20 protein-coding genes and 1 riboswitch are annotated in these 22,463 nt (G+C 63.1%); of the genes, 9 read left to right on the top strand and 11 right to left on the bottom strand.

The annotated features are described in order from the left end of the window. Window positions 1–30: 30 nt before the first annotated feature. Window positions 31–2,043 (bottom strand): acetyl-CoA carboxylase biotin carboxylase subunit, encoded by a 2,013-nt coding sequence (locus CGZ66_RS22465; protein ID WP_095087909.1) that lies wholly within the window; start codon window positions 2,041–2,043, stop codon window positions 31–33. A 196-nt stretch (window positions 2,044–2,239) separates the two neighbouring features. Here CGZ66_RS22465 and CGZ66_RS22460 point away from each other — a divergent pair, with 196 nt between their 5' ends. From CGZ66_RS22460 to CGZ66_RS22435, 6 genes are all read left to right on the top strand, one after another. After that, the gene (locus CGZ66_RS22460) at window positions 2,240–3,367 is read left to right on the top strand and encodes an S-(hydroxymethyl)glutathione dehydrogenase/class III alcohol dehydrogenase (protein ID WP_095087907.1); all 1,128 of its coding nucleotides are present in this window, start codon (window positions 2,240–2,242) and stop codon (window positions 3,365–3,367) included. 67 nt (window positions 3,368–3,434) lie between these two features. After that, window positions 3,435–4,004 carry an S-(hydroxymethyl)glutathione synthase gene (gene gfa, locus CGZ66_RS22455; RefSeq protein WP_095087905.1) on the top strand — a complete coding sequence of 190 codons (570 nt, stop codon included), beginning with the start codon at window positions 3,435–3,437 and terminating at the stop codon, window positions 4,002–4,004. Between the two features lie 67 nt (window positions 4,005–4,071). Further along, entirely contained in the window at window positions 4,072–4,539 is a 468-nt protein-coding gene (locus CGZ66_RS22450; protein ID WP_095087903.1) for a YaiI/YqxD family protein, read from the top strand. A 26-nt stretch (window positions 4,540–4,565) separates the two neighbouring features. Then, complete coding sequence (locus tag CGZ66_RS22445; RefSeq protein WP_095087901.1) at window positions 4,566–5,243, top strand: DUF1345 domain-containing protein; 678 nt, start codon at window positions 4,566–4,568, stop codon at window positions 5,241–5,243. 96 nt (window positions 5,244–5,339) lie between these two features. Further along, window positions 5,340–6,221: a cytochrome b/b6 domain-containing protein gene (locus CGZ66_RS22440; RefSeq protein WP_095087899.1), complete on the top strand. Its 882-nt coding sequence runs from the start codon at window positions 5,340–5,342 to the stop codon at window positions 6,219–6,221. Between the two features lies 1 nt (window position 6,222). Beyond that, window positions 6,223–7,014: a molybdopterin-binding protein gene (locus tag CGZ66_RS22435; RefSeq protein WP_095087897.1), complete on the top strand. Its 792-nt coding sequence runs from the start codon at window positions 6,223–6,225 to the stop codon at window positions 7,012–7,014. A 57-nt stretch (window positions 7,015–7,071) separates the two neighbouring features. Here the strand turns inward: CGZ66_RS22435 and CGZ66_RS22430 are convergent, their stop codons facing one another. Continuing rightward, window positions 7,072–8,073 (bottom strand): hypothetical protein, encoded by a 1,002-nt coding sequence (locus CGZ66_RS22430; protein ID WP_095087895.1) that lies wholly within the window; start codon window positions 8,071–8,073, stop codon window positions 7,072–7,074. 239 nt (window positions 8,074–8,312) lie between these two features. After that, window positions 8,313–8,399: riboswitch (glycine riboswitch) on the top strand. A 149-nt stretch (window positions 8,400–8,548) separates the two neighbouring features. On the opposite strand from CGZ66_RS22430, the gene gcvT reads away from it, so the two are divergent. The 3 genes from gcvT to gcvP are packed head-to-tail and all read left to right on the top strand — an operon-like array spanning window position 8,549 to window position 12,851. Beyond that, window positions 8,549–9,649, top strand: coding sequence for a glycine cleavage system aminomethyltransferase GcvT (gene gcvT / locus CGZ66_RS22425; protein ID WP_095087893.1), 1,101 nt, complete (start codon window positions 8,549–8,551; stop codon window positions 9,647–9,649). A 5-nt stretch (window positions 9,650–9,654) separates the two neighbouring features. Next, window positions 9,655–10,023, top strand: a complete 369-nt coding sequence (gene gcvH / locus CGZ66_RS22420; protein WP_095088133.1) for a glycine cleavage system protein GcvH — start codon at window positions 9,655–9,657, stop codon at window positions 10,021–10,023. Between the two features lie 17 nt (window positions 10,024–10,040). After that, window positions 10,041–12,851 (top strand): aminomethyl-transferring glycine dehydrogenase, encoded by a 2,811-nt coding sequence (gene gcvP / locus CGZ66_RS22415; RefSeq protein ID WP_095087891.1) that lies wholly within the window; start codon window positions 10,041–10,043, stop codon window positions 12,849–12,851. Here gcvP and CGZ66_RS22410 read toward each other — a convergent pair whose 3' ends face one another. The 9 genes from CGZ66_RS22410 to cpaB form a co-directional block, all read right to left on the bottom strand. Continuing rightward, window positions 12,852–14,027: a GGDEF domain-containing protein gene (locus tag CGZ66_RS22410; protein WP_095087889.1), complete on the bottom strand. Its 1,176-nt coding sequence runs from the start codon at window positions 14,025–14,027 to the stop codon at window positions 12,852–12,854. It lies immediately after the preceding gene. A gap of 279 nt (window positions 14,028–14,306) precedes the next feature. Continuing rightward, window positions 14,307–14,777, bottom strand: a complete 471-nt coding sequence (locus tag CGZ66_RS22405; RefSeq protein ID WP_095087887.1) for a tetratricopeptide repeat protein — start codon at window positions 14,775–14,777, stop codon at window positions 14,307–14,309. Window positions 14,778–14,977: 200 nt separating this feature from the next. Then, window positions 14,978–15,943, bottom strand: coding sequence for a type II secretion system F family protein (locus tag CGZ66_RS22400; protein WP_095087885.1), 966 nt, complete (start codon window positions 15,941–15,943; stop codon window positions 14,978–14,980). 1 nt (window position 15,944) lies between these two features. Next, the gene (locus tag CGZ66_RS22395) at window positions 15,945–16,910 is read right to left on the bottom strand and encodes a type II secretion system F family protein (RefSeq protein WP_095087883.1); all 966 of its coding nucleotides are present in this window, start codon (window positions 16,908–16,910) and stop codon (window positions 15,945–15,947) included. 4 nt (window positions 16,911–16,914) lie between these two features. Further along, entirely contained in the window at window positions 16,915–18,336 is a 1,422-nt protein-coding gene (locus CGZ66_RS22390; RefSeq protein WP_095087881.1) for a TadA family conjugal transfer-associated ATPase, read from the bottom strand. Next, window positions 18,333–19,547 carry a CpaE/TadZ family protein gene (locus CGZ66_RS22385; RefSeq protein ID WP_095087879.1) on the bottom strand — a complete coding sequence of 405 codons (1,215 nt, stop codon included), beginning with the start codon at window positions 19,545–19,547 and terminating at the stop codon, window positions 18,333–18,335. The genes CGZ66_RS22390 and CGZ66_RS22385 overlap by 4 nt, the downstream gene beginning before the upstream one ends. 32 nt (window positions 19,548–19,579) lie before the next feature. After that, the gene (locus CGZ66_RS22380; RefSeq protein WP_095087876.1) at window positions 19,580–19,849 is read right to left on the bottom strand and encodes a hypothetical protein; all 270 of its coding nucleotides are present in this window, start codon (window positions 19,847–19,849) and stop codon (window positions 19,580–19,582) included. 4 nt (window positions 19,850–19,853) lie between these two features. After that, window positions 19,854–21,272 carry a type II and III secretion system protein family protein gene (locus CGZ66_RS22375; RefSeq protein WP_425352302.1) on the bottom strand — a complete coding sequence of 473 codons (1,419 nt, stop codon included), beginning with the start codon at window positions 21,270–21,272 and terminating at the stop codon, window positions 19,854–19,856. A gap of 59 nt (window positions 21,273–21,331) precedes the next feature. Beyond that, window positions 21,332–22,258 carry a Flp pilus assembly protein CpaB gene (gene cpaB / locus CGZ66_RS22370; protein WP_245331172.1) on the bottom strand — a complete coding sequence of 309 codons (927 nt, stop codon included), beginning with the start codon at window positions 22,256–22,258 and terminating at the stop codon, window positions 21,332–21,334. Between the last annotated feature and the right edge of the window lie 205 nt (window positions 22,259–22,463).

Genomic DNA, 22,463 nt, shown 5'->3' with positions numbered 1-22,463 from the left:
CCCGGCTCGCCTTAAAGTTTCCAAACAATCTCAGGCGAATTCCATGATCACCGCATCGACGGCCAAGCTGTCGCCTGGCTTGGCGTTGAGTTTCGCAACGACAAGATCGCGTTCGGCGCGCAGCACGTTTTCCATCTTCATCGCTTCGACGACGGCCAGCGTCTCGCCGGCCTTGACCTCCTGGCCTTCGGCAACGGCAATCGACACGACAAGGCCGGGCATCGGGCAAAGCAGCAGTTTCGACGTATCCGGCGCCACCTTCTCCGGCATCAGCCTTTCCAGTTCGGCGATGCGTGGCAACATGGTCCGCGCGGTCACCGACATGCCTTTCCAGGCGATGCGCAAGCCATTGGCAACCGGCCTGATCTGAGCGACGATCTTGTGCGTGCCGACCGTGCCGCGCCAGATCAGGTCGCCCGGACGCCAGTCTGAGGCGACGGTCAGCGCCTTGCCGCCCTCGATCGACAGATCGATTTCCATTGGAATGGAGATCATGCCTTCGAGGATGGACGCCGACAGATAGTCTTCACCAATCTTCACCACCCAGTCGCGCTTCAGCGCTCCCGAATGCGGCGCCAGGCGCCCGCCGAGCCGGTCGAGCCGGTCGCGGCGCAGCAGTTCCACCGCGGTCGCAATCGAGGCCAGCACGGCTTTCTCATCGTTGTTCGGCACAATTGGCGCAAAGCCGTCGGGATATTCCTCGGCGATGAAACCGGTCGATATCCGCCCTTCCCGCCAGCGCGGATGCTGCATCAGGGCGGCGAGGAACGGAATGTTGTGCTCGATGCCGTCGACGACAAAGCTGTCGAGCGCTTCGGACATGGCATTGATGGCCTGGATGCGCGTCGGTGCCCAGGTGCACAGCTTGGCGAGCATCGGATCATAGAACATCGAGATCTCGGAGCCTTCGGTGACGCCGGTGTCGTTGCGGATGACGATATCGCCGAACTGTCCTTCCTCCGGCGGCCGGTAGCGCGTCAGCCGGCCGATCGAGGGCAGGAAATTGCGGTACGGATCCTCGGCATAGAGCCGGCTTTCCACCGCCCAGCCATTCAGCTTCACATCGCTCTGCGTCAAGGCGAGCTTCTCACCGGCGGCGACGCGGATCATCTGTTCGACCAGGTCGATACCGGTGACGAGCTCCGTCACCGGGTGCTCGACCTGCAAACGTGTATTCATTTCAAGGAAATAGAAGTTCTTGTCCTTGTCGACGATGAACTCCACCGTGCCGGCGCTCTGATAGTCAACGGCCCTCGCCAGCGCCACCGACTGCTCGCCCATGGCCTTGCGTGTCTTGGCGTCGAGGAACGGCGATGGCGCCTCTTCGGCGACCTTCTGGTTGCGGCGCTGGATCGAGCATTCGCGCTCGCCGAGATAGAGCGCGTTGCCATGCGCGTCGGCCAGCACCTGGATTTCAATATGCCGCGGATCGACGACGAATTTCTCGATGAAGACGCGGTCGTCGCCGAACGAGCTCTTGGCTTCCGAGCGCGCCCGGTCGAAGCCGTCGCGCACCTCCGACTGGCTCCAGGCGATGCGCATGCCCTTGCCGCCACCGCCGGCCGAGGCCTTGATCATCACCGGATAGCCAATCTCGCCGGCGATCTTTTCGGCATGGTCGGCATTCTCGATGACGCCGAGCCAGCCGGGCACAGTGGAAACCTTGGCGGCGTTGGCGAATTTCTTCGATTCGATCTTGTCGCCCATCGCCCTGATCGCCTTGGGCTTCGGGCCGATGAAGATGATGCCTTCCGCTTCCAGCGCCTCGCAGAACGCCGCCCGCTCGGACAGGAAGCCGTAACCGGGATGCACGGCCTGCGCTCCCGTCTCCTTGCAGGCGGCGATGATCTTCTCCGGTACGAGGTAGCTCTGCGAGGCCGGCGAAGGCCCGATATGCACCGCCTCATCGGCCATCTCGACATGCACGGCATCACGATCGGCATCGGAATAGACCGCGACGGTGGCGATGCCCATCTTGCGCGCCGTCCTGATCACACGGCAGGCAATCTCGCCGCGGTTGGCGATGAGGATCTTGGTGAACATGCAAAATATCCCTCGGGTCGGCCGTTCCTTTTATGGCCTGTGTCGGCGCGGTCAAGCCGGCCGGGTCAATCGCGGTCTTTCAATCGATTTGGGATAAAATTCTCCGCACTGGCCCAAGCCTGGAACCAGCTTCCAGTTGATCGCATCATTAAAACCTGAAAGCTTGGGCAAAAATCGCCTATGGAGGAATTGCCTGATGAAAACGCGCGCCGCTGTCGCTGTCGCCGCCGGAAAGCCGCTGGAGATCATGGAGGTCGACCTCGACGGTCCGCGCGACGGCGAGGTGCTGGTTGAGATCAAGGCGACCGGCATCTGCCACACCGACGAGTTCACGCTGTCGGGCGCCGATCCCGAAGGGCTTTTTCCGGCCATCCTCGGCCATGAGGGCGCCGGCATCGTCGTCGACGTCGGCAAGGGCGTCACCTCGGTCAAGAAGGGTGATCACGTCATCCCGCTCTATACGCCCGAATGCCGCCAGTGTCCGTCCTGCCTGTCGCGTAAGACCAACCTCTGCACCGCCATCCGCGCCACGCAGGGGCAAGGCCTGATGCCCGACGGCTCTTCGCGCTTCTCGATCGGCAAGGACAAGATCTTTCACTATATGGGCTGCTCGACCTTCTCCAACTTCACCGTGCTGCCCGAGATCGCGGTTGCCAAGGTCAATCCCAAAGCGCCCTTCGACAAGATCTGCTACATCGGCTGCGGCGTCACCACGGGCATCGGTGCTGTGATCAACACCGCCAAGGTCGAGCAAGGCGCCACTGCCGTCGTTTTCGGCCTCGGCGGCATCGGCCTCAACGTCATCCAAGGGCTGAAACTTGCCGGCGCCGACATGATCATCGGCGTCGACTTGAACAACGACAAGAAGGCCTGGGGTGAGAAGTTCGGCATGACGCATTTCGTCAATCCGAAGGAGATCGACGGCGACATCGTTCCCCATCTGGTCAACATGACCAAGCGCGGCGCCGACCAGATCGGTGGCGCCGACTACACGTTCGACTGCACCGGCAACACCAAGGTGATGCGCCAGGCGCTGGAAGCCTCGCATCGCGGCTGGGGCAAGTCGGTCGTCATTGGCGTGGCCGGTGCCGGCCAGGAGATTTCCACGCGACCGTTCCAGTTGGTCACCGGGCGCACTTGGATGGGCACCGCCTTCGGCGGCGCGCGCGGCCGCACCGACGTGCCGAAGATCGTCGACTGGTACATGGACGGCAAGATCCAGATCGATCCGATGATCACTCACACGCTGAAGCTCGAGGACATCAACAAGGGGTTCGACCTCATGCATGAGGGCAAGTCGATCCGAAGCGTCGTCGTTTACTGAAGAAGACCACGAGCCGCCGACCAACCGGCCTGCGGCCTTCGTGGTTCACAACTGGGAGGAGAAAAGAATGCCGGAAAAACTGCATCCGAAAATCGACAATGGCTTGCCCAGGGAAAGCGCGAGCTTTGCCGGCGGTACGCTGGTCTGCGCCTGCACCAGCAAGCCGGTCAAGGTGAAGGTCAAAGGCCAGATCGCCCACAACCACGCTTGTGGTTGCACCAAATGCTGGAAGCCGGAGGGCGCGTTGTTCTCGGTCGTTGCCGTGGCCGGCACCGGCGACGTCACCGTCACCGAGAACGGCGAGAAGCTCAAGGTGGTCGATCCCAGCGCGCTGATCCAGCGCCATGCCTGCACCGGCTGCGGCGTCCACATGCACGGGCCGGTCGAGCGCGATCATCCGTTCAAGGGCCTGTCGTTCATTCATCCCGAGCGCTTCGAGGAGGACGGCTGGTCGCCGCCGGGCTTCACTGCCTTCGTCTCGTCGATCATCGAATCCGGTGTCGACCCGAAGCGCATGGACGGCATCCGCGCGCAGCTGAGGTCAATCGGGCTGGAACCCTATGACTGCCTCAATCCCGGCCTGATGGATTATATGGCGACCTGGACCGCGAAGAAGTCCGGAGCCTTGCCGGCGTAACAACCGATCAGATTGTCTCCATGGGGCCGGCCGAAATCGCCCGGCCCCATGCCTTTTGGAACAGTAAATGCCTGCACCCGCCATCCTCGTCGACGCCGATGCCTGCCCAGTCAAGGCCGAGGTGGAAAAGGTCGCCGAGCGCCATGGCGTCGTCGTTACCTACGTCTCCAATGGCGGCCTGCGGCCATCGCGCGATCCGATGATCCGCAACGTCGTGGTGTCCAAGGGCGCCGACGCCGCCGATGACTGGATCGTCGATAATGCGCGGACCAACGACATCGTGATCACATCGGACATTCCGCTGGCTGCCCGCGCGGTGGCGCTCGGCGCCCATGTGCTCGGGCCCACCGGGCGCCCGTTCACACCCGAAACGATCGGCATGGCAGTGGCGATGCGCGATCTCAAGCAGCATCTGCGCGAGACCGGCGAAAGCAAGGGCTACAATGCCAGCTTCGCGCCGCAGGACCGTTCGCGGTTTCTCGGTGAACTTGACCGCATCTTGCGGCGGGCGCTCAAATCCGCCACACCGGACTGATCCGGGCGCTTTTCGAAAGCTGGGCCATGGTCACCGACACCTCGATCAATTCACCAATGCATCGGCACAAGCAATTCGTCGTGGCGGCCGGCACAGGGGCCGTCGCACTGGCGGCTGCGCTGCTGTTGCGCGCGCCACTCCCTTATTCGATCGGCACCAATGCGTTCTTCGCCGTCTATGTCATTTTGGTCGTCGCTCAGATGCCAAGGCTTACCGGTCGCTACCTCAGCAAGAACGCGCGCGCCACCGACCAGCCGGTGCTGGTTATCTTCGCTGTAACGCTGGTCGTGGTCGTCGTTGCCATTGTTTCACTGTTCCTGCTGATCAATCAGAAGGACAGGGGCCATCCTGTCGAGCTTGGCTTCGCGCTGTTGTCGATCCCGCTCGGCTGGTTCACCATGCATGCCATGGCAGCGCTCCACTATGCCCATGTCTACTGGATGGACGGCGATGCGGTCGACGCTGAGACCAAGAAGAAGATCCCGGTCGGCGGGCTGCTGTTCCCCGGCGACAAACGGCCGGAAGGCTGGGATTTCCTCTACTTCTCGGCAGTCATTGGCATGACCGCGCAGACTGCCGACACCAACATCTCGACAACGCATATGCGTTGTGTCGTGCTCGTCCATTCGATCCTGTCGTTTTTCTTCAACACGGTCATCGTCGCCGCGGCCGTCAATCTCGCCGTCAGCCTGGGCAGCCCGTAATAATTCCGTGATCGGATGAAACATCGGTTTGGTTAGCGACGTATCAGGAGGACAATGAGCGTGTAGGTCACGCCGCGAGGCCGGGAGACGAGACAGATGGAATCGGTTGCCAGAAGCCAACCCACCGCCGGAGCGGACCCCGCCGCGCGGAAGGATGAAACGCTGATCTACCGCCAGTCGCGCTGGACGCGGCTGACGCATTGGATCTGGGCCATTTCGCTGTTCTTCATGCTGCTTTCCGGCCTGCAGATCTTCAACGCCCGCCCGCAGCTCTACATCGGCAAGCAGTCGGGCTTCGACTACAACAACACCATCTTCGCCATTGGCGCCGAGAACACCAACGCCGGTGCGCGTGGCTACACCGAAATCTTCGGGCATCGCTTCGACACGACGGGCGTGCTCGGCTGGTCGGGTCCGGCAGGCCAGGAAACGGCGCGCGGCTTCCCATCCTGGGCGACCATCCCGTCCTACTATGATCTGGGCACCGCTCGCGTCATCCATTTCTTCTTTGCCTGGATACTGACCACGACCTTAATCGTCTGGCTGGTCGCCAGCACCGTGAACGGCCATCTGCGCCGCGATCTCGCGCCGCGCCTCGACGATCTCAGGCGACTGCCGCAAGACATCGTCGACCACGCCAAGCTCAAATTTCACCACACGCGGGAATACAACACGCTGCAGAAGATGGCCTATGGCGGCGTGCTGTTCGTGCTGCTGCCGCTGATGATCATCACCGGCCTGGCGATGTCGCCCAGCATGGACTCGGTGCTGCCGTTCCTCAACGATCTGCTCGGTGGCCGGCAGACGGCGCGCACCATCCATTTCACCGTCATGGTGCTGCTGGTCGCTTTCTTCGTCGTCCACATCCTGATGATCCTGGCTGCCGGCCCAATCAACGAACTGCGCTCGATCATCACCGGCTGGTACCGCACCGATCCTCCTGCACGCGACGACAATTCCACCGAGAGGAGTGCTTGACATGGCGAAGTTCGAGATCAGCCGCCGGAAATTCCTGACGGGCGCCAGCCTTGGCGCCTCCGGCATCATGCTGTCGGGCTGCGACGCCTTCGACAGCCAGCTGAGTATTGGCAGCGGCCTGCGCAGCTTCCTCGAAAACGCCAATGGCCTGACATACCGGGCGCAACGCCTGCTCGCCGGCCGCGACGCGCTGGCGCCGGAGTTCACCGAGGCCGACATCCGCCAGCCGCAGCGGCCGAACGGCGTCACGGCCCCCGATGACGACGTCTACAAGGGCTTGCTCGCCAACAACTTCGCCGACTGGCGGCTGGAGGTTTCGGGCCTTGTCGAAAAGCCGCTGTCGCTCAGCCGCGAGCAGTTGATGAACATGCCGAGCCGCACCCAGATCACCCGCCATGACTGCGTCGAAGGCTGGAGCTGCATCGCCAAATGGACCGGCACGCCGCTGTCGCTGGTGCTCGACCAGGCAGTGGTCAAGCCGCAGGCGCGCTACGTCATGTTCCATTGCCTCGACACGATCGACCGCAGCCTGTCGGGCGACATCAAATATTACGGCACCATCGACCTGATCGACGCCCGCCACCCGCAGACGATCCTTGCCTATGGCCTGAACGGCAAGCCGCTCCCGGTCGAGAACGGCGCGCCGCTGCGCGCCCGCGTCGAACGTCAGCTCGGCTACAAGATGCCGAAATATCTCTACAAGATCGAGCTGGTCGACGGCTTCGCCAATGTCGGCGGCGGCAGGGGCGGCTATTGGGAAGACAATGGCTACGACTGGTACGGTGGAATCTGAACCGCGCACCGCAAAATAATGATCGGCCCGGGGGCGTAGGGAGCGCTGCCCGCCGGTTCAGGCAACCTTGTCGAGCAGCGGCTTAAGCGCCGGGTGAATCTCCGGTGAGGCGTGCTTGATCAGCGTCAGTAGCGCACGTTCGTTCTCGTACAAAGGCCTGCCTACCCCGATGTGCTCGATCAGCCAGCCGGCTTCGCCGGCATCGATCGTCTCGGCGCGGCGGGCCAGGGCCTCGGCCGCCCTGTTCTTGGCTTCCCACTCGGCTTCGATGTCGCTGGGGGAGCGATAGGCCTCCATGATGCCGGCGAGGCCACCGGAGACCATGCGGCTGAAGAAGCCGCCGATTTCCGGATCGGCGTGCTCGAGGAAGGCATCACGGCGCAGCGCCACATCGCGTGTCGGCGCCTCATAGCCGGCCGAGCACATGACGAAATTGGCGATCGCCTTGACGAACAGATCGTTCCAGGACGGATCGTTTTGTCCTTGAGCAGTGCGCTCGTTGATCTTGAACAGCACCTCGGCCTCTGGGCGGGTAATGGCGATGTTGCCGTCGCCGCCATGGGCGTGGAGGATCCGGCGCAGCAGCTCGACCTCCGCCTTGGCGATCAGTCCGGGAACCAACGCACCACCGAGCATCAACGGCCCCTTGCCGTCGATGACGGCGTGGGCGACCTGCTCCAGCGCATAGACGCAAAGCTGGCTCGGCGACGATCTTGCTTCTTCCAGCACATGGACCAGCAGCTCGAGTTCGGTTCGGCTGTCGACCATGCCGTCACGCGAGATCGTGCGGATCAGCCAGTCGGCATTGTCCTGCGAGATGTAGCCGGACGGCTTCTCCTGGTGGACGATGTAGTCGGTGACGGCCTCGACAAAGAACGGAGGCCATTCCTGGCACTTGTCCTTGGCCGTGGTGTCCAGCGCGAACAGCGCCTCGGCCTCGCCGCGCGTCACCACGCCGTCACCGAACACTTCATGGCGCAACATGGCCACGTCTTCCCCGGTGATGCGGCTTTTCGAGGCCAGCCCCGCCACCGGCGCGCTCATGATCAATTCGCCCATTTGTCGTCCCCGTCCGCTGCCGGCAAGCGCCTGCCCAAAAGCCTCACCGCCGCCACGATATCAGCAGTGTCTTGAAAAACCGGCAAACGGCGTGGTTAGCGAAGACTTGTCAGCCAATGCATGTCACCCAAAAGTGTGCTGCCGTCTTGGGAAAACGACATGCATCAAAGACGTCGCTGACAGGTGACAATGTGTCGTCGACAGGCTATGGATGACGAGTCGAGGGCTCTTGCGAGTCCTACCTGTTTGCGGGAGAGAACAGCGAAAGCTGTCGCCGAAGGGGAAATCGCCCGAAATCTCTCAGGCAAAAGAACCGTAGACGGGAAAGACACTCTGGAAAGTCGGGGCTTGCCCCCGCGCCGAAGGTGTAAGCGCCGCTGACAGAGTTCCGGTTGCGCGAGTCTCTCAGGCTTCAGACAGAGGGGCACGGACTGGTCGCCATTCGCGACCGATTGCGTGCGACTCTGGAGATGACATGACGGGCGACGACACCAAACACCTTCCCCTCGAAGATATCCACGTGGCCGCTGGTGCGCGCTTTGGCGCCTTTGCCGGCTGGTCGATGCCGCTGACCTATCCGGCCGGCGTCATGAAGGAGCATCTTCACACCCGCGAGCATGCCGGCCTCTTCGACATCTCGCATATGAAGCTGTTCGAGGTCAGTGGGCCGGAGGCGGTTGCGCTACTCAACCGCGCTTGTCCCCTGGATGCAGCCGCGCTCGAAATCTCGCAGTCCAAACTGTCCTTCTTCCTCAATGAGTCAGGCGGCATCCTGGACGACCTGATCGTCACTAGGCTGGGCGATATCCGCTTTATGGTGGTCGCCAACGCCGGTAACGCCGTGGCCGACGAAAAGCATTTGCGTGCGCTTGCCGCGGATTTTGACGTCAAGGTCGAGCCGCTCGACCGTGTCTTCCTGGCCATCCAGGGCCCTGAAGCCTGGGCCACCCTTTCCCGCGCCGGCATCGAGACCGGCTCGCTGCTGTTCATGCATGGTGTCGAGCCTCGGCAGAACTGGTTCATGAGCCGCTCCGGCTATACCGGCGAGGACGGTTTCGAGATCGGCCTGCCGGAGGCCGATGCGCGCGACCTTGTCGCAAAATTGCTCGGCGATGAACGCGTACTGTGGATCGGCCTTGCCGCGCGCGACAGCCTGCGGCTGGAGGCCGGGCTCTGCCTGCACGGCCAGGACATCACACCGGAGACCGACCCGGCCAGCGCCGGATTGATGTGGGCGATCCCGAAAGAAATCCGAGCAACCGGCGCCTTCATCGGCGCCGGCGCCCTGCGCGCCGCCGTGGAGCGGGGACCGGCGCAAAAGCGGGTCGGGCTGAAGCCCGACGGCCGCCAGCCGGTGCGCGCCGGCGCCGCGCTCTTTGATGCCGACGGCAATCCCGCCGGCCATGTCACATCGGGTGGCTTCGGCCCCTCGGCCGGCCATCCGGTCGCCATGGGTTATGTCGCAACGCCGCTGGCAAAGCCCGGCACTCGGGTTTTCGCCGATGTGCGCGGCACGAAGATCCCAGTCGATATCAGTTCCCTGCCCTTCACACCGCATCGCTACCGCAAAGGATGAATTCGATGGCAACGACCTATTTCACCGAAGATCACGAATGGCTCCGCGTCGAAGGCGGCATCGCCACCGTCGGCATCACCGACTACGCCCAGGAGCAGCTTGGCGATCTCGTCTTCGTCGAACTGCCCGAGACGGGAAAGAAGCTGGCCAAGGGCGACACCGCCGTGGTGGTCGAATCCGTCAAGGCGGCCTCCGACGTCTATGCGCCCGTCGACGGCGAGATCACCGAGGCCAACGGGACGCTGTCGTCGGATCCGTCGCTGGTCAATTCGGCGGCGACCGGCGCCGGCTGGCTGTGGAAGATGAAGCTTGCCGACGAAAGCCAACTCGCCGGCCTCATGGATGAGGCCGCCTATAAAGCCCATATCGGTTGACATCAGGATCTCGACACATGACCGCAGCACCCTACCCTTTCATGGCCCGCCACATCGGCCCGGGCGTCAACGACACCAGAGCAATGCTCGCCGTCATCGGCGTTCCCTCGATCGAGACGCTGATCAGCCAGGCCGTGCCGAGATCGATCCGCCTCGACCAGCCGCTCGCCTTGCCAGCTCCGGCCAGCGAAGCGGAAGCGCTGGCCGAACTGTCGGCGATCATGGCGAAAAATACGGTGCTGAAGAGCTTCATCGGCGCCGGCTACCACGGCGTCCACGTGCCACCGGTCATCCAGCGCAACCTGTTCGAGAACCCAGCCTGGTACACGGCCTACACGCCCTACCAGGCGGAGATCAGCCAGGGCCGGCTCGAAATGCTGTTCAATTTCCAGACGCTGGTCGCCGAATTGACTGGCCTGCCGGTGGCGTCGGCCTCGCTGCTCGATGAAGCAACGGCGGTCGCCGAAGCGGTCGGCATCGCCTTGCGCCATCACCGCGACAAACGCACCAAGGTGGCGCTTGCCGGCACGCCGCATCCGCAGACGCTGGACGTGGTGCGCACTCGCGCCGAACCGCTCGGCATCGAGATCGATGGCGAGGCGATCGACGACAACACCGCCGCCCTGCTTGTCTCCTGGCCGGACACGTTCGGCGTCTATGGCGACCACAAGGCGGCGATCGACAAGGCACGCGCCACCGGCGCGCTGGTCGTGTTCATCGCCGACCCGCTCGGCCTGACGCTTACCGACGCGCCAGCAAAGCTCGGCGCCGACATTGCCGTCGGACCAATGCAGCGTTTTGGCGTACCGATGGGCTTTGGCGGCCCGCACGCCGCTTATTGCGCCGTCGCCGACAGGCTGACGCGCTTGATGCCTGGCCGCCTGGTCGGCCAGTCGACCGACAGCAAGGGCCGGCCCGGCTACCGGCTTGCCTTGCAGACACGCGAACAGCATATCCGCCGCGACAAGGCGACCTCCAACATCTGCACCGCGCAGGCGCTGCTTGCCAACATGGCGACCGCCTATGCCATCTGGCACGGCCCCGCCGGGCTTCAGGCGATTGCCGGGCGCATCCACGCGTTGGCCAACCGTCTGGCAGGCGGCCTCGAGGCGGCAGGCGTGGCGGTGATCGGCGCCAGCCGCTTCGACACGGTGACGGTGGAGACGAAGGGCAAGGCGGCGCAGATCGCCGCTGCGGCCGAAAAGACCGGCCGGCTGCTGCGCGTCGTCGATGCCGACCATATCGGCATCAGCTTCGACGAAACCTCAACCGATGCCGATCTCGACGCGATCGCGGCATTGTTCGGCGCCAAGGCTGGTCCCTCGGCTGACAGCACGGTGCCGGGAAAGCCGCGCGGCATGGAGTTTCTGACCCAGCCTGTGTTCCACGAGAACAAGTCGGAAACCGAGATGATGCGCTTCCTGCGCCGGCTGGCCGACAAGGATCTGGCGCTCGACCGCACTATGATCCCGCTGGGCTCCTGCACCATGAAGCTCAACGCCGCCGCCGAGATGATGCCGGTGAGTTGGCCAAGCGTCGCCAACCTGCATCCGTTCGCGCCCGCCAACCATTCGGCCGGCTACCGCGCCATGGCCGGCGAACTGGAAGGCTGGCTGTCGGAGATCACCGGTTTCGACGCGGTCAGCCTGCAGCCCAATGCCGGCAGCCAGGGCGAGTATGCCGGATTGCTTGCCATCCGCGCCTATCACCGCTCGCGCGGCGAAGGCCATCGCACCATCTGCCTTATCCCATCTTCCGCACATGGCACCAATCCTGCGAGCGCGGCGATGGCCGGCATGAGCGTCGTCGTCGTGCGCTGCCTGGAGGATGGCAATATCGACATGGACGATATGCGGGCCAAGGCCAATGAGCATTCCAAGAATCTCGCGGCGCTGATGTTCACCTATCCCTCGACGCATGGCGTGTATGAGGAAGGCGCGCGCCATCTCTGCGCCCTCATCCATGAGCATGGTGGACAGGTCTATTTCGACGGCGCCAATCTCAACGCGCTGGTCGGCCTCGCTCGCCCCGGCGACATCGGCGCCGATGTCTGCCACATGAACCTGCACAAGACCTTCTGCATTCCGCATGGCGGCGGCGGCCCAGGTGTCGGCCCGATCGGCGTAAGGGCGCACCTAAAACCCTATCTGCCGGGTCATGTCACCGAAGGCTCGGCGCATGCCGTGTCGGCCGCCCCCTTCGGCAGTGCTTCCATCCTGCCGATTACCTGGATGTACATCCGCATGATGGGCGGCTCCGGCCTGAAGCAGGCGACCGAGACGGCGATCGTTTCGGCAAACTACGTGGCGACGCGGCTCGCACCGCACTTCCCGCTCCTCTACAAGGGCAGACACGATCGCATTGCCCATGAGTGCATCCTGGACACGCGCGTGCTCAAGGAGAGCGCCGGCATCAGTGTCGACGATGTCGCCAAACGCCTGATCGACTATGGTTTCCATGCGCCGACCATGTCGTTCCCGGTCGCCGGCACGCTGATGGTCGAGCCGACCGAGTCCGAGCCCAAGCGGGAACTCGACCGCTTCTGCGAGGCGATGATCGCCATCGCCGGAGAGGCAGCGAAAGTCGCCAAGGGCGAATGGCCTTTGGCCGACAATCCGCTGGTCAACGCACCGCACACCGCCGCCGAGGCGCTGGCCGGCCAGTGGAACCATCCCTATTCGCGTCTGGAGGCGGCGTATCCCGCCGGTGACGCCGACACGGCAGCAAAATACTGGCCGCCGGTGTCGCGCATCGACAATGTTGCAGGCGACCGCAACCTGGTCTGCTCCTGCCCGCCTTTGTCGGATTATCTGGGTGCGGCCGAGTAACTACGCTGAGCGCAAGGCCGGCTTGCCCGGTTCGGCCTTGCTCATTCCTTTGCGGCTGATGACGCAATTTCGCCCGGCGCGCTTGGCGGCATAGAGCGCTATGTCCGCCTCGGCCAGCACCTCGTCGAGGCTGCGGCCATCGGCCTCGCCAAAGCCGATGCCGCCGCTGACCGTGCTGCGCAACGGGCCGAGCGGGGTGGCAACGATTTCGGTGCCGAAGGCAACGCCGATCTTGCTGGCGAGGTCGTAGGCCCTTTCCTCCGTCATCCGCGACATAACGACGGCAAATTCCTCGCCGCCCAGGCGAAAGGCGTCGACGCCGGTCCGGGCATATTTCTTGATGACGGCGGCGAAGCGGCACAGCACCTGGTCGCCGATCGGGTGACCGTAGACGTCGTTCGTCCGCTTGAAGTGGTCGAGGTCGAACATGACGACGGACATGAATGGACCGAAACTCCGCTCGCCATAGAGCGACATCAATCCCCGGCGGTTCATCAACCCGGTCAGCGGGTCGGTCATGGTCTCGGCCTTCAGTTCGATCTGCGCCTGGAGATGATGGAGGGAGAGCGTCAAGGCGCCGAGCCCGGTCATGCAGGCCACCGCCACGACGGAGTTCAGCCGTTCGGCCCAATTGTCGGGCGCGATCGCGAGCGCCCACTGCCCCCTGCCCAGCAAAACCATGCCACAGAGCGCGAACGACACCGCACAGGTGCCGCTCAGAAACGAAACCACCAGCAGGATCCGGCGATCATGGCTGCCGTTGATCCAGAACATGGCGCCGATCGCCGAGAGCAGCGCCGTCACCGTCGCGTACGTGATGATGAAGCCGACACCGTCGAGGCCGATGGAGGTCACGGCCGCGCAAATAGTCATGGCGGCGAGCGTCGGTGCAACGGCACGTCTGTGGCTGGGCACGCCGAGATACTGCATGGCCGACAGGCAAAGGATCAGGAACCCCAGGCTGAGCAGCGCAAGCACGATCTGGCAGAGCACCGGATCGGGTTCCTTGGTGTATCGCCAAAACAGGATCACATGCGCGACGAGCACCAGGATGCCGCACGCCACAGTCAGCACAAAGCGTGCCTTGGGCGCGGTGAACCAGATCGCAAACATGGTAGCGCTGAGGCATGTGCCCGACAGCGCGGCCGCGAGCAGGAGCGAACTGAAGTCCAACATGTTGGGCGAGGGCCTCTCGAGAGTCGGCGGTTGCACTGCATTCTAGGTCAGCGGCAGCCCTCGGATACGGGTTTTCAGCCGGTCTTCCGACGCAACCTGCGCATAGGGTTTACAAAGCGTCCATGCCCTGTGTCCCGAAACAGCACCCTGGAGCATGATGCCGAAAAGTGTGAGCGATTTTCGGACAACATCTTGCTCTATCCATTTGATTTAGAAGCGGATTCAGATGTCAGGTCGATTCGACCTGAAATCATCCGGCTCCAGGACGCGACGACCAGATCAACCCTTGTTCAAGAGGGCGAGATTGGCGTTGACGACCGTCGGATCGGCCATGCCGGCCCTCGCTTCGAGCAGCAGCGCCTTGGCCTTCTTGCGATTGCCACGCAACAGTTGCGAATACCCCATGTTGTTGACGATCTGCGGCTTGCGGCCGGCGACTTTCAGAAGCTGGTCGTAGGCTCGGTCGGCGAAGTCGAAGCGGCCAAGTTCGTCATAGGAAGCGGCGAGCCCCATCCAGGCTTCGGCATTGTCGGCCTTCAACTCGACGGCCTTGCGGAAATGCTGTTCGGCGAGGCCGTAATTGGCGTCGCGAAACTGCGCCTTGCCTTGCGCCAGATCGGAAGTATCGATGTCCTTTGCCACCGGTTGGATGGCCGTGGTCTTGGTGGTGTCGACGCCACTCGTCGTACAACCAGACATCATTAAGACGGCCGCCACCGCAGCCATTGCCGTGAAATTACTGTGACGCATGCCCCTGCCTCATCGCCCGATTTGCCGGGTCGTTCTTCAGGAAACACATTACAGGAAAGGCGATTAAACTTCGGTGCCGAAACACGCTCAAAATTAAGCTTTGGGCACACCAGCCATTAACCACCCGGTGCAGGCCAGAGGATCTTGACCGGGCCGCGTGCAAGACACAGCTTGGACTGGGCGTTCGAGGGACGCGCTTCCTAGCGCTCCGTCATCATTTTGACGATGATCGGGATGATGGCGATCATCAGCACCACCGGCAGGATGCACACCGTTACCGGCACCGACATCTTGGCCGGCAGGGCGTGCGCCTTTTCCTCGGCCAGCGACATGCGCTTGTGGCGCATTTCATCGGAAAAGACGCGCAGCGCGCCCGACAGGCTGGTGCCGAGTTCCTTCGACTGCTGTAGAAGCGTGGCGAAGGAACGCACCTCGTCCAGGCTGAGGCGGTCGGCAAGCGCCTTCAGCGCATCGTCGAGGCTGCGCCCTGCCCTCAGCTCCAGCGACACAAGCTGCAGGTTCTGGCTGAGCGCGGGATAGGTCTTGGCGAGTTCCTTCGAAACGCGCTCGATGCCGGCCTCCATGCTCATGCCGGCATCCGAGCAAACGATCATCAGGTCCATGAAATCGGGAAAGCCGTTGCGGTATTCGCGCCGCTTTTCCCGCACCTTCTGGCTCAGCACCAGCCCAGGCAGGAAGTAGCCGGCCGCTCCCGACAGGATGACGAACGTCCACCGGCTGGCCATCGTCGCGTCTGGACTGGCCATCCATTGGTTGAGCACAAAGACACCGATGGCCGTGCCGATCATCGCAATGAACCGGACGAGGAAAAACATTCCGACGGCGCGCGGCTCCATGTAGCCCGCCTGGATGAGCGTCATGCGCAGCCGGGCGACATTTTCCGGATCGCTCTTGGCATAGAATTCCTGCGCCCTCTTCACCGCCTTCTCGCGCACGATGCTGGTATTCTTCTTCGGCACCGGCTCGGGCTTCGCGGCCACCGCACCGTGATCCACCTTGAGCCGGCGCATGACGTCGTTGCGGTCGCCCTTCGCCGCCACCATCGGCCAGGCCACCGCGACGGCGCCCACGGCCAGCAACAGGATGGCTACGGGCATCAACGAGGTCGGCGCAAGCGAGGCGAGGAATTCGATGAAGGCTTGCATGTCAGAACCTGAAATTCGACATCTTGAACATCATCAGATTGCCCAGCATTAGCCAGGCGACAGAGCCGCCAATCAGGTACCAGGTCAGCGGCTCACCCCAGACGTTGCGGTAGAAGGCTGGCATCAGCGTCATGATGGCGGCAAACAGCAGTGCTGGTATCGCCGTCAGAATGTAGGCCGACATGCGGCCTTCGGTCGAAATGGCCCGCACCTTGCGGCGCAGCTTGCCACGCTCGCGGATCGTCAACGCCAGGCCGTCGAGGATCTCGCGCAGATTGCCGCCCGAACTGCTCTGGATCGAGACGGCGGTGACGAACAGCGGCAGGTCCTCATGGCCGACCCGGTCGAACAGCGAATTCAAGGCCGAAACCAGGTCCGATCCATAGGTCACCTCGTCGGCGATGACGCCGAATTCACTGCCGATCGGGTCGGGCATCTCGCGCGCCACCATAGCGACCGCCACCGGCACCGGATGGCCGGCCTTCAGGCCGCGCGTGATCAGTTCCAGTGCCTCCGGCAGTTGCGTGCCGAACCGCTTCAGCCGGCGGCCGCGTTTGAAGCGCAGCGTCATCACCGGCAGGATCGGCACAAGCATGACAAACAGGACGAGCCCGAGCAGCGGCGGCAAGCCGTACCACATGGCGGCCAGAGCCGCGGCGAATGCCGCGCCGCAGGTGGTCATCAGGAATTTCGGCAGCGGCATGACCATGCCAGACTGGGTTCGCAAGGCGCGGAACCGTTCCGGCGAGAACAGCGACGTACCCGCGTCAAGGCCGCGCTCCTTGCGCAGTTGCACAAGCACCTGCTCCTGGCTGATCGTGTTTTCCTGCAGTTTCATGCGCCGGTTGATAGCGGTGCGCTTGTCACTGCGGCCGGCATAGAGCAGGTAGCAGGCCTCGGCGATCAGGATGCCGGTAAGTGCCGCTGCGGCATAGACGACATAGATCGCGCTGAGCCCGTCGAACACCTGACTACTCCTGCGGCCGGCCGGGTTCGAAGTATCGCCCGGGGAACTCGATGCCCATGGCGCGCAAATCCTCGAGGAAACGCGGCCGGATGCCGGTCGCCTCGTAGTGGCCGAGGATCTTGCCGTCGGCGTCCATGCCGGTGCGCACGAAGCGGAAGATCTCCTGCATCTGGATGACGTCGCCTTCCATGCCGGTCACCTCGGCGACGCTGGTCACCTTGCGCTTGCCGTCGGACAGGCGCGTCAGCTGCACGATAAGGTCGAGCGCGCTGGCGATCTGGCTGCGGATGGACTGCACCGTCATCGGCATGCCGGTCATGCCAAGCATCTGCTCCAGGCGCGAAATGGCGTCGCGGGGCGTGTTGGCATGGATGGTCGCCATCGATCCTTCGTGGCCGGTGTTCATCGCCTGCAGCATGTCGAAGGCCTCCTCGCCGCGGCATTCGCCGAGGATGACGCGGTCGGGGCGCATGCGCAGCGCGTTCTTAACCAGATCGCGCTGCTTTAGTTCGCCATGGCCTTCGATGTTGGCGGGACGCGTCTCCATGCGCGCGACATGCGGCTGCTGCAGCTGGAGCTCAGCCGCGTCCTCGATGGTGATCAAACGCTCATCTTCCGGGATGAATGCCGACAGCGCGTTGAGCATGGTCGTCTTGCCGGTGCCGGTGCCGCCCGAAATGATTGTCGTCTTGCGGGCATGCACGGCCGCCGCCAGCACTTCGGCCATGTTCTGGGTGATGGCGCCGAATTCGACCAGCTTGTGCAGGCCGAGCTTGTTCTTGGAGAATTTGCGGATCGACACCAGCGGCCCGTCGACCGCAACCGGGCGGATGGCCGCATTGAAACGCGAGCCGTCCAGCATGCGTGCGTCGACCATCGGCTGTGATTCGTCGACGCGGCGGCCGACCGCGGCAACGATCTTGTTGACGATGCGCAGCAGATGCGCCTCGTCCTTGAACGGAATATGGACCGGCTGCAGCTTGCCCTTCTTTTCGACAAAGCAGTTCTGGTGGCCGTTGATCAGGATGTCGTTGATGTCGGGATCCTTGAGCAACGGCTCCAGCGGACCAAGGCCGACCATCTCGTCGACGATGTCGTCGACCAGCGCGTCAAGCTCGACGGTGTTGATCGCCATCCGCTCTTGCTTGGTCTTTTCCGACACGAAATCAAATACTTGCCGGCGCATCTCATCCTTGGGCAAACGCTCCAGCGCGACAAGGTTGATCTCCTCGAGCAGCAGCCGGTGGATACGCACGCGCGCATCGAGCACCTTGTTGGCATTCTTTGCCGGTGCGGCTTCCGGCTTTGCCGTCAAAGCCTTTCGGTTCGTCGGAATGACGACGGCATGATGCGCGACCGGCATCGGCTCGGCAGCGCGCTGCGGACGCGCATCGCGGTTCTGCAGGGTGGAAAAGCGGCTGGTCATCCGGCCTTCCTCTTCAGCAATCCCCGGCCCATGCCAAACAGCGAGCGCGATTTCGCCCGGGGTTGGACTGCTTCCTCCGGCAGGATGATCTTCTTCAGATCGTTGACGACATTGGCGTTCGGGTCGATCTCGTGCAGCGGCACGCCGCGATCGACCGCCTCGCGCACCAGCCGGTAGTTGTTGGCAATGCCGCCGACGAAATGTTCGCCGAGGATTTGCTGTACGTCCGCCTGCTTGATGCCGTTGTCGAACATCTTTTGCTCGAAACGGTTGACGATGACGTTCGGCTTCACTTCCTTGCCGGCGGTCTCGTAGACCGCCTGGATCAGACGCTGCGTGTGGCGCAGGCACGGTACCGTCATTTCAGCGACGATGTAGAGTTTGTTGGAACCGAGCAGCACGGTCTCCGTCCACGGAAACCAGGTGCGCGGCATGTCGATGACGACATTGTCGAAATAGGCCGAAACGAGGTCCAGCATGCGCACCACGACATCGGTCTTGAACGAGCGCATTTCCGCCGGATGCGTCGGCGCCGCCAGCACGCAAAGCCCGCTGGCATGCTTCGACAGCATCACGTCGAGCAGTTGCCGGTCGAGGCGTTCGGGCTGGTTCTCGATTTCGGTGATGTCGAAACGCGGTTCGAGGTCGAGATATTCGGCACAGGCGCCCTGCTGGAAATTGAGGTCGACCACGCAAGTCGACGCGCCGCGCGTCACCGAGTGATGCAGCTGGAAGGCGGTCTGAAGTGCCAGCGTCGTGGTGCCGACGCCGCCCGCAGCCGGCATGAAGGTGTAGATCTGCGACTCGGTGTTTTCCTCGCGACCGGGCCCTTGCAGAGCCCGCACCACGGAGCGCACCAGGTCGGCGGTGGTGATCGGCTTGACCAGGAAATCCGCGACCTTGAGCTGTACCAGGATGCGCACCGCGGCGGCATTGAACTCCTGGGTAACGACGACGACCGGCACCTTGTCCTCCAGCCGGCGCATGATGCGCTGCAGCGACTCGACCTCCTCCAGCCTTGCCGCATCCATGTCGACGATGATGGCGCCGAAATCGGCCTCCTGGATCTCGCCGCGCAACTCCGTGACATTCTTCTCCACTGTCGACAGCTGGATGACCTCGGAGGCGGCGAATGCGGTCCGCGTGTCCTGCACAAAGGTCCTGTCGGTCGATACGAGCAGGATCTTCCTGGTCTTGATGCCGTTTGCCATTCTCTCAGCCTGTCCGGTCGCCGCCTGTTGGATCAGTTGCCTGTCGTGGATTGCGACGCCTTCGCCTCGGCCGCCTGATCGGGAGTGATGGCCACCACGTCGCCGCGCTGGGCTGGAACGAGAAGTTTTGTGTTCTGGACACCGTATTTCCAGGGATCGACCATCTGCATGACGGTGTCGGCGGCTTGTGCATTGCCAGCGGCCGGCGTCACCCCTTCGGTGCGCACATAGTCGTCGCTAGTGCAGCCGGCGGCGAAGCCGGCCAGCAGCAAGGCAATGCTCGATCTCAAGGCCAGACGCATGGTTTCAGTCCTTCGGCAGGTCGAGAAAATGCCCGACCGTGGTTACGGCAGCCGGTTGCGCGACTGTGCCGCCGGCCATTGCCAACGCGCGATTGGTGTCGGAGGTCTTCACTTCGTCGGTGTTGTTGAGAAAATAGTCGGCGTTGCTGGCCGCCTGCGTACCATCGGTCGGCACGATGAGTTTCTTCGACGGATCGACCGGCTTGACCAGATAGGGGGTCACGATCATGACCAGGTCGGTCTCGCGCCGCTGATAGGATTTCGACGAAAACAGCGCCCCAAGCACCGGCATTTTGCCAAGGCCGGGAATGCGCGACGTGATGATGTCGTTTTGCGACTGCAGCAATCCGGCGATCATGAAACTCTGGCCATTCTTCAGGTCGACCGACGTCCTGGCGCGGCGCACGATGAAGCCGGGCACCGATATGCTGCCGATATTGTAGGAGGCCGACGCGTCGATCGAAGAGACTTCCGGCGCGATGTCCAGGCTGACCAACCCGTCCTTCAGCACCGTCGGCGTGAAGTCCAGGCTGACGCCATATTTCTTGTAGCTGACCGAGATCTGGCCGTTGTCCTCGGAAACCGGGATCGGAAATTCGCCGCCGGCGAGAAAGCTTGCCGTTTGGCCGGAACGGGCGATCAGGTTCGGTTCGGCCAACCGACGGGCCAGGCCGCGCTCTTCCAGCGCCTTGATGGCGATATCGATCGACACACCGTTCGACAGCAACCGGCCGATGATCTCGCCGGTCCCGGCCCCCGGCAGGGCACCCGGATCGATGGTGACGTCGCGCCCACCGAGGCCGTAGGCGAAATTGGCGCTGTATTTGGCGCCGAGATCCTGACCCGCCTGGCGGTTGATCTCGACAAAGCGGACGTTGAGCTGGACTTGCTGCGACGACGAGATGTTGACCGAGTTGATCACCTCCTCGGCGCCGGAAAAACGCGTCGCGATCTTGTTTGCCTTTTCTGCGGCGACCGCGTCATCGGCCTCGCCCGACAGCACGACACGGCCATTGGCCGAGCCGACCTTGATCCTGGCGTCCGGCACGCTGGCGCGGATGGTGCTGGCCAGTTGGTCGGTGTCGAGCGTCACCTCGATGTCGACGGTGCCGACAAGCTGCTTCTTCTCATCGAACAGCGCGATGCCGGTGGTGCCGAGGTTGTTGCCGAGCACGTAGAAGGATTTGTCGGTCAGCGGATTGACGTTGGCGATCTCCGGATCGCCGATGACGATCTGGTAGAAGGCGGCGCTGGTCATGATCGTCTTCGGCTTGCCCTTGGCCACCTTGATCGACGCATTCTTGGTCGTCGACACATAGACGATGTCGTTGTCGGCCCTTGCCGAGGCGCCGAAGGCCAGCGTCCCTGCGGCAGCCAGTGAAGCCGCCACAGCCACGGTGCGCAACACGCGCAACCGTCCCATGACCCGATATGCAATCAGCCCGAACATTGTCCCGTCCCTCACCCAGTCCCCACTGGTTTCTATTGCTGGTCCGGCGAAGGAACCTGGTATTCCTCTGCCTTCGTGCCGCGCGTCACGATGACCGTCTTGAATTTCGGTTTCTCCGGCTCTTTCGCCACGGCATTGAACAACGAACTGGCCGCGGCCTGCACGTTGGAGGCGACCGATCCGCCGAACGAAGAGATGGTGGTGACGCCGTTCTTCCCGTCATCGCCTTCGCTGGCGGAGCGGAGCGACAGCGACAGCGAGCCGACGGTGCGGGCAAGTGCCACTTTCTTCGCGCCTTCGGTGGTCACCTCGATGGTCACGGAATTGGCAATCTGCGGCGTGGTCTGGCGCTCGTCGGCGCCCTGCCCGACGCTCAGCACCTTGGCATCGGAGACGACGATTTCGGAGGTGATGGTCGAACCGGCGGCGCCTTGCGCGTTCTTGGCCACCTCCTGGATTTCGCCGGCATCGCGGGTCAGCACGACGTCAACCCGGTCGCCCGGTGTGACGAAGCCGCCGACACCGGCAATCTCGTCGGTGCGGATGGTCACCGCCCGCATTCCGGGCGTCAGCATGTTGGAGAGCGTCGCGCGGCCATTTGGCCCCGACAGCTTGGTGAGCAGCACCGGCTCGTTGACCTCGATCGGCGTCAGCACCACGCGATTGCCGTCGCCAAGCAATCCATCGATGGTCGGGAAGGCGCCCTGCGGCAGGGAATCCTGCGGCCAGGGAATTTCGCTGAGCTTTGTGCGGTCGAGCTCCATGCCATAGCGCAACGGAGCATTGGCCACCACGATGGTCTTGAACTCGATCTTGGGTGCAACTGGCGCGGGGATCGACGCCGTCTTCGCTTCGCTATCTGCCCTGGCCTGGCTCTTGACCCAGAAATCCGCGGCAAAGATCGATATCGCGCCAAAAACGGCGGCGATGCCGATCATCGATATGGCCTTGCCCCTCACGCCCGAAACCCCTGATGCCCGCAGTTTCTTGTTTTGTTGGGCTCATGCTAGGCGGCATTGTTAAAGAATCAGGAATCCAACGCGGTGGCATTTGACCTATTTCCGCCGGATTGGTTATCGAATGGTTCTGGGTTAGCACGGGCAATTCCCCGAACGGAACAGGAACCTCGGTCGCTTGGCGCTGAAAAGCGTGCCAGTATCGCGA

Origin of the sequence: Mesorhizobium sophorae (assembly GCF_002270415.1) — a bacterium.
GTDB lineage: Bacteria > Pseudomonadota > Alphaproteobacteria > Rhizobiales > Rhizobiaceae > Mesorhizobium > Mesorhizobium sophorae.
Note: the sequence above shows the minus strand (reverse complement) of the source record. Positions and strands in the feature narration are given on the sequence as shown.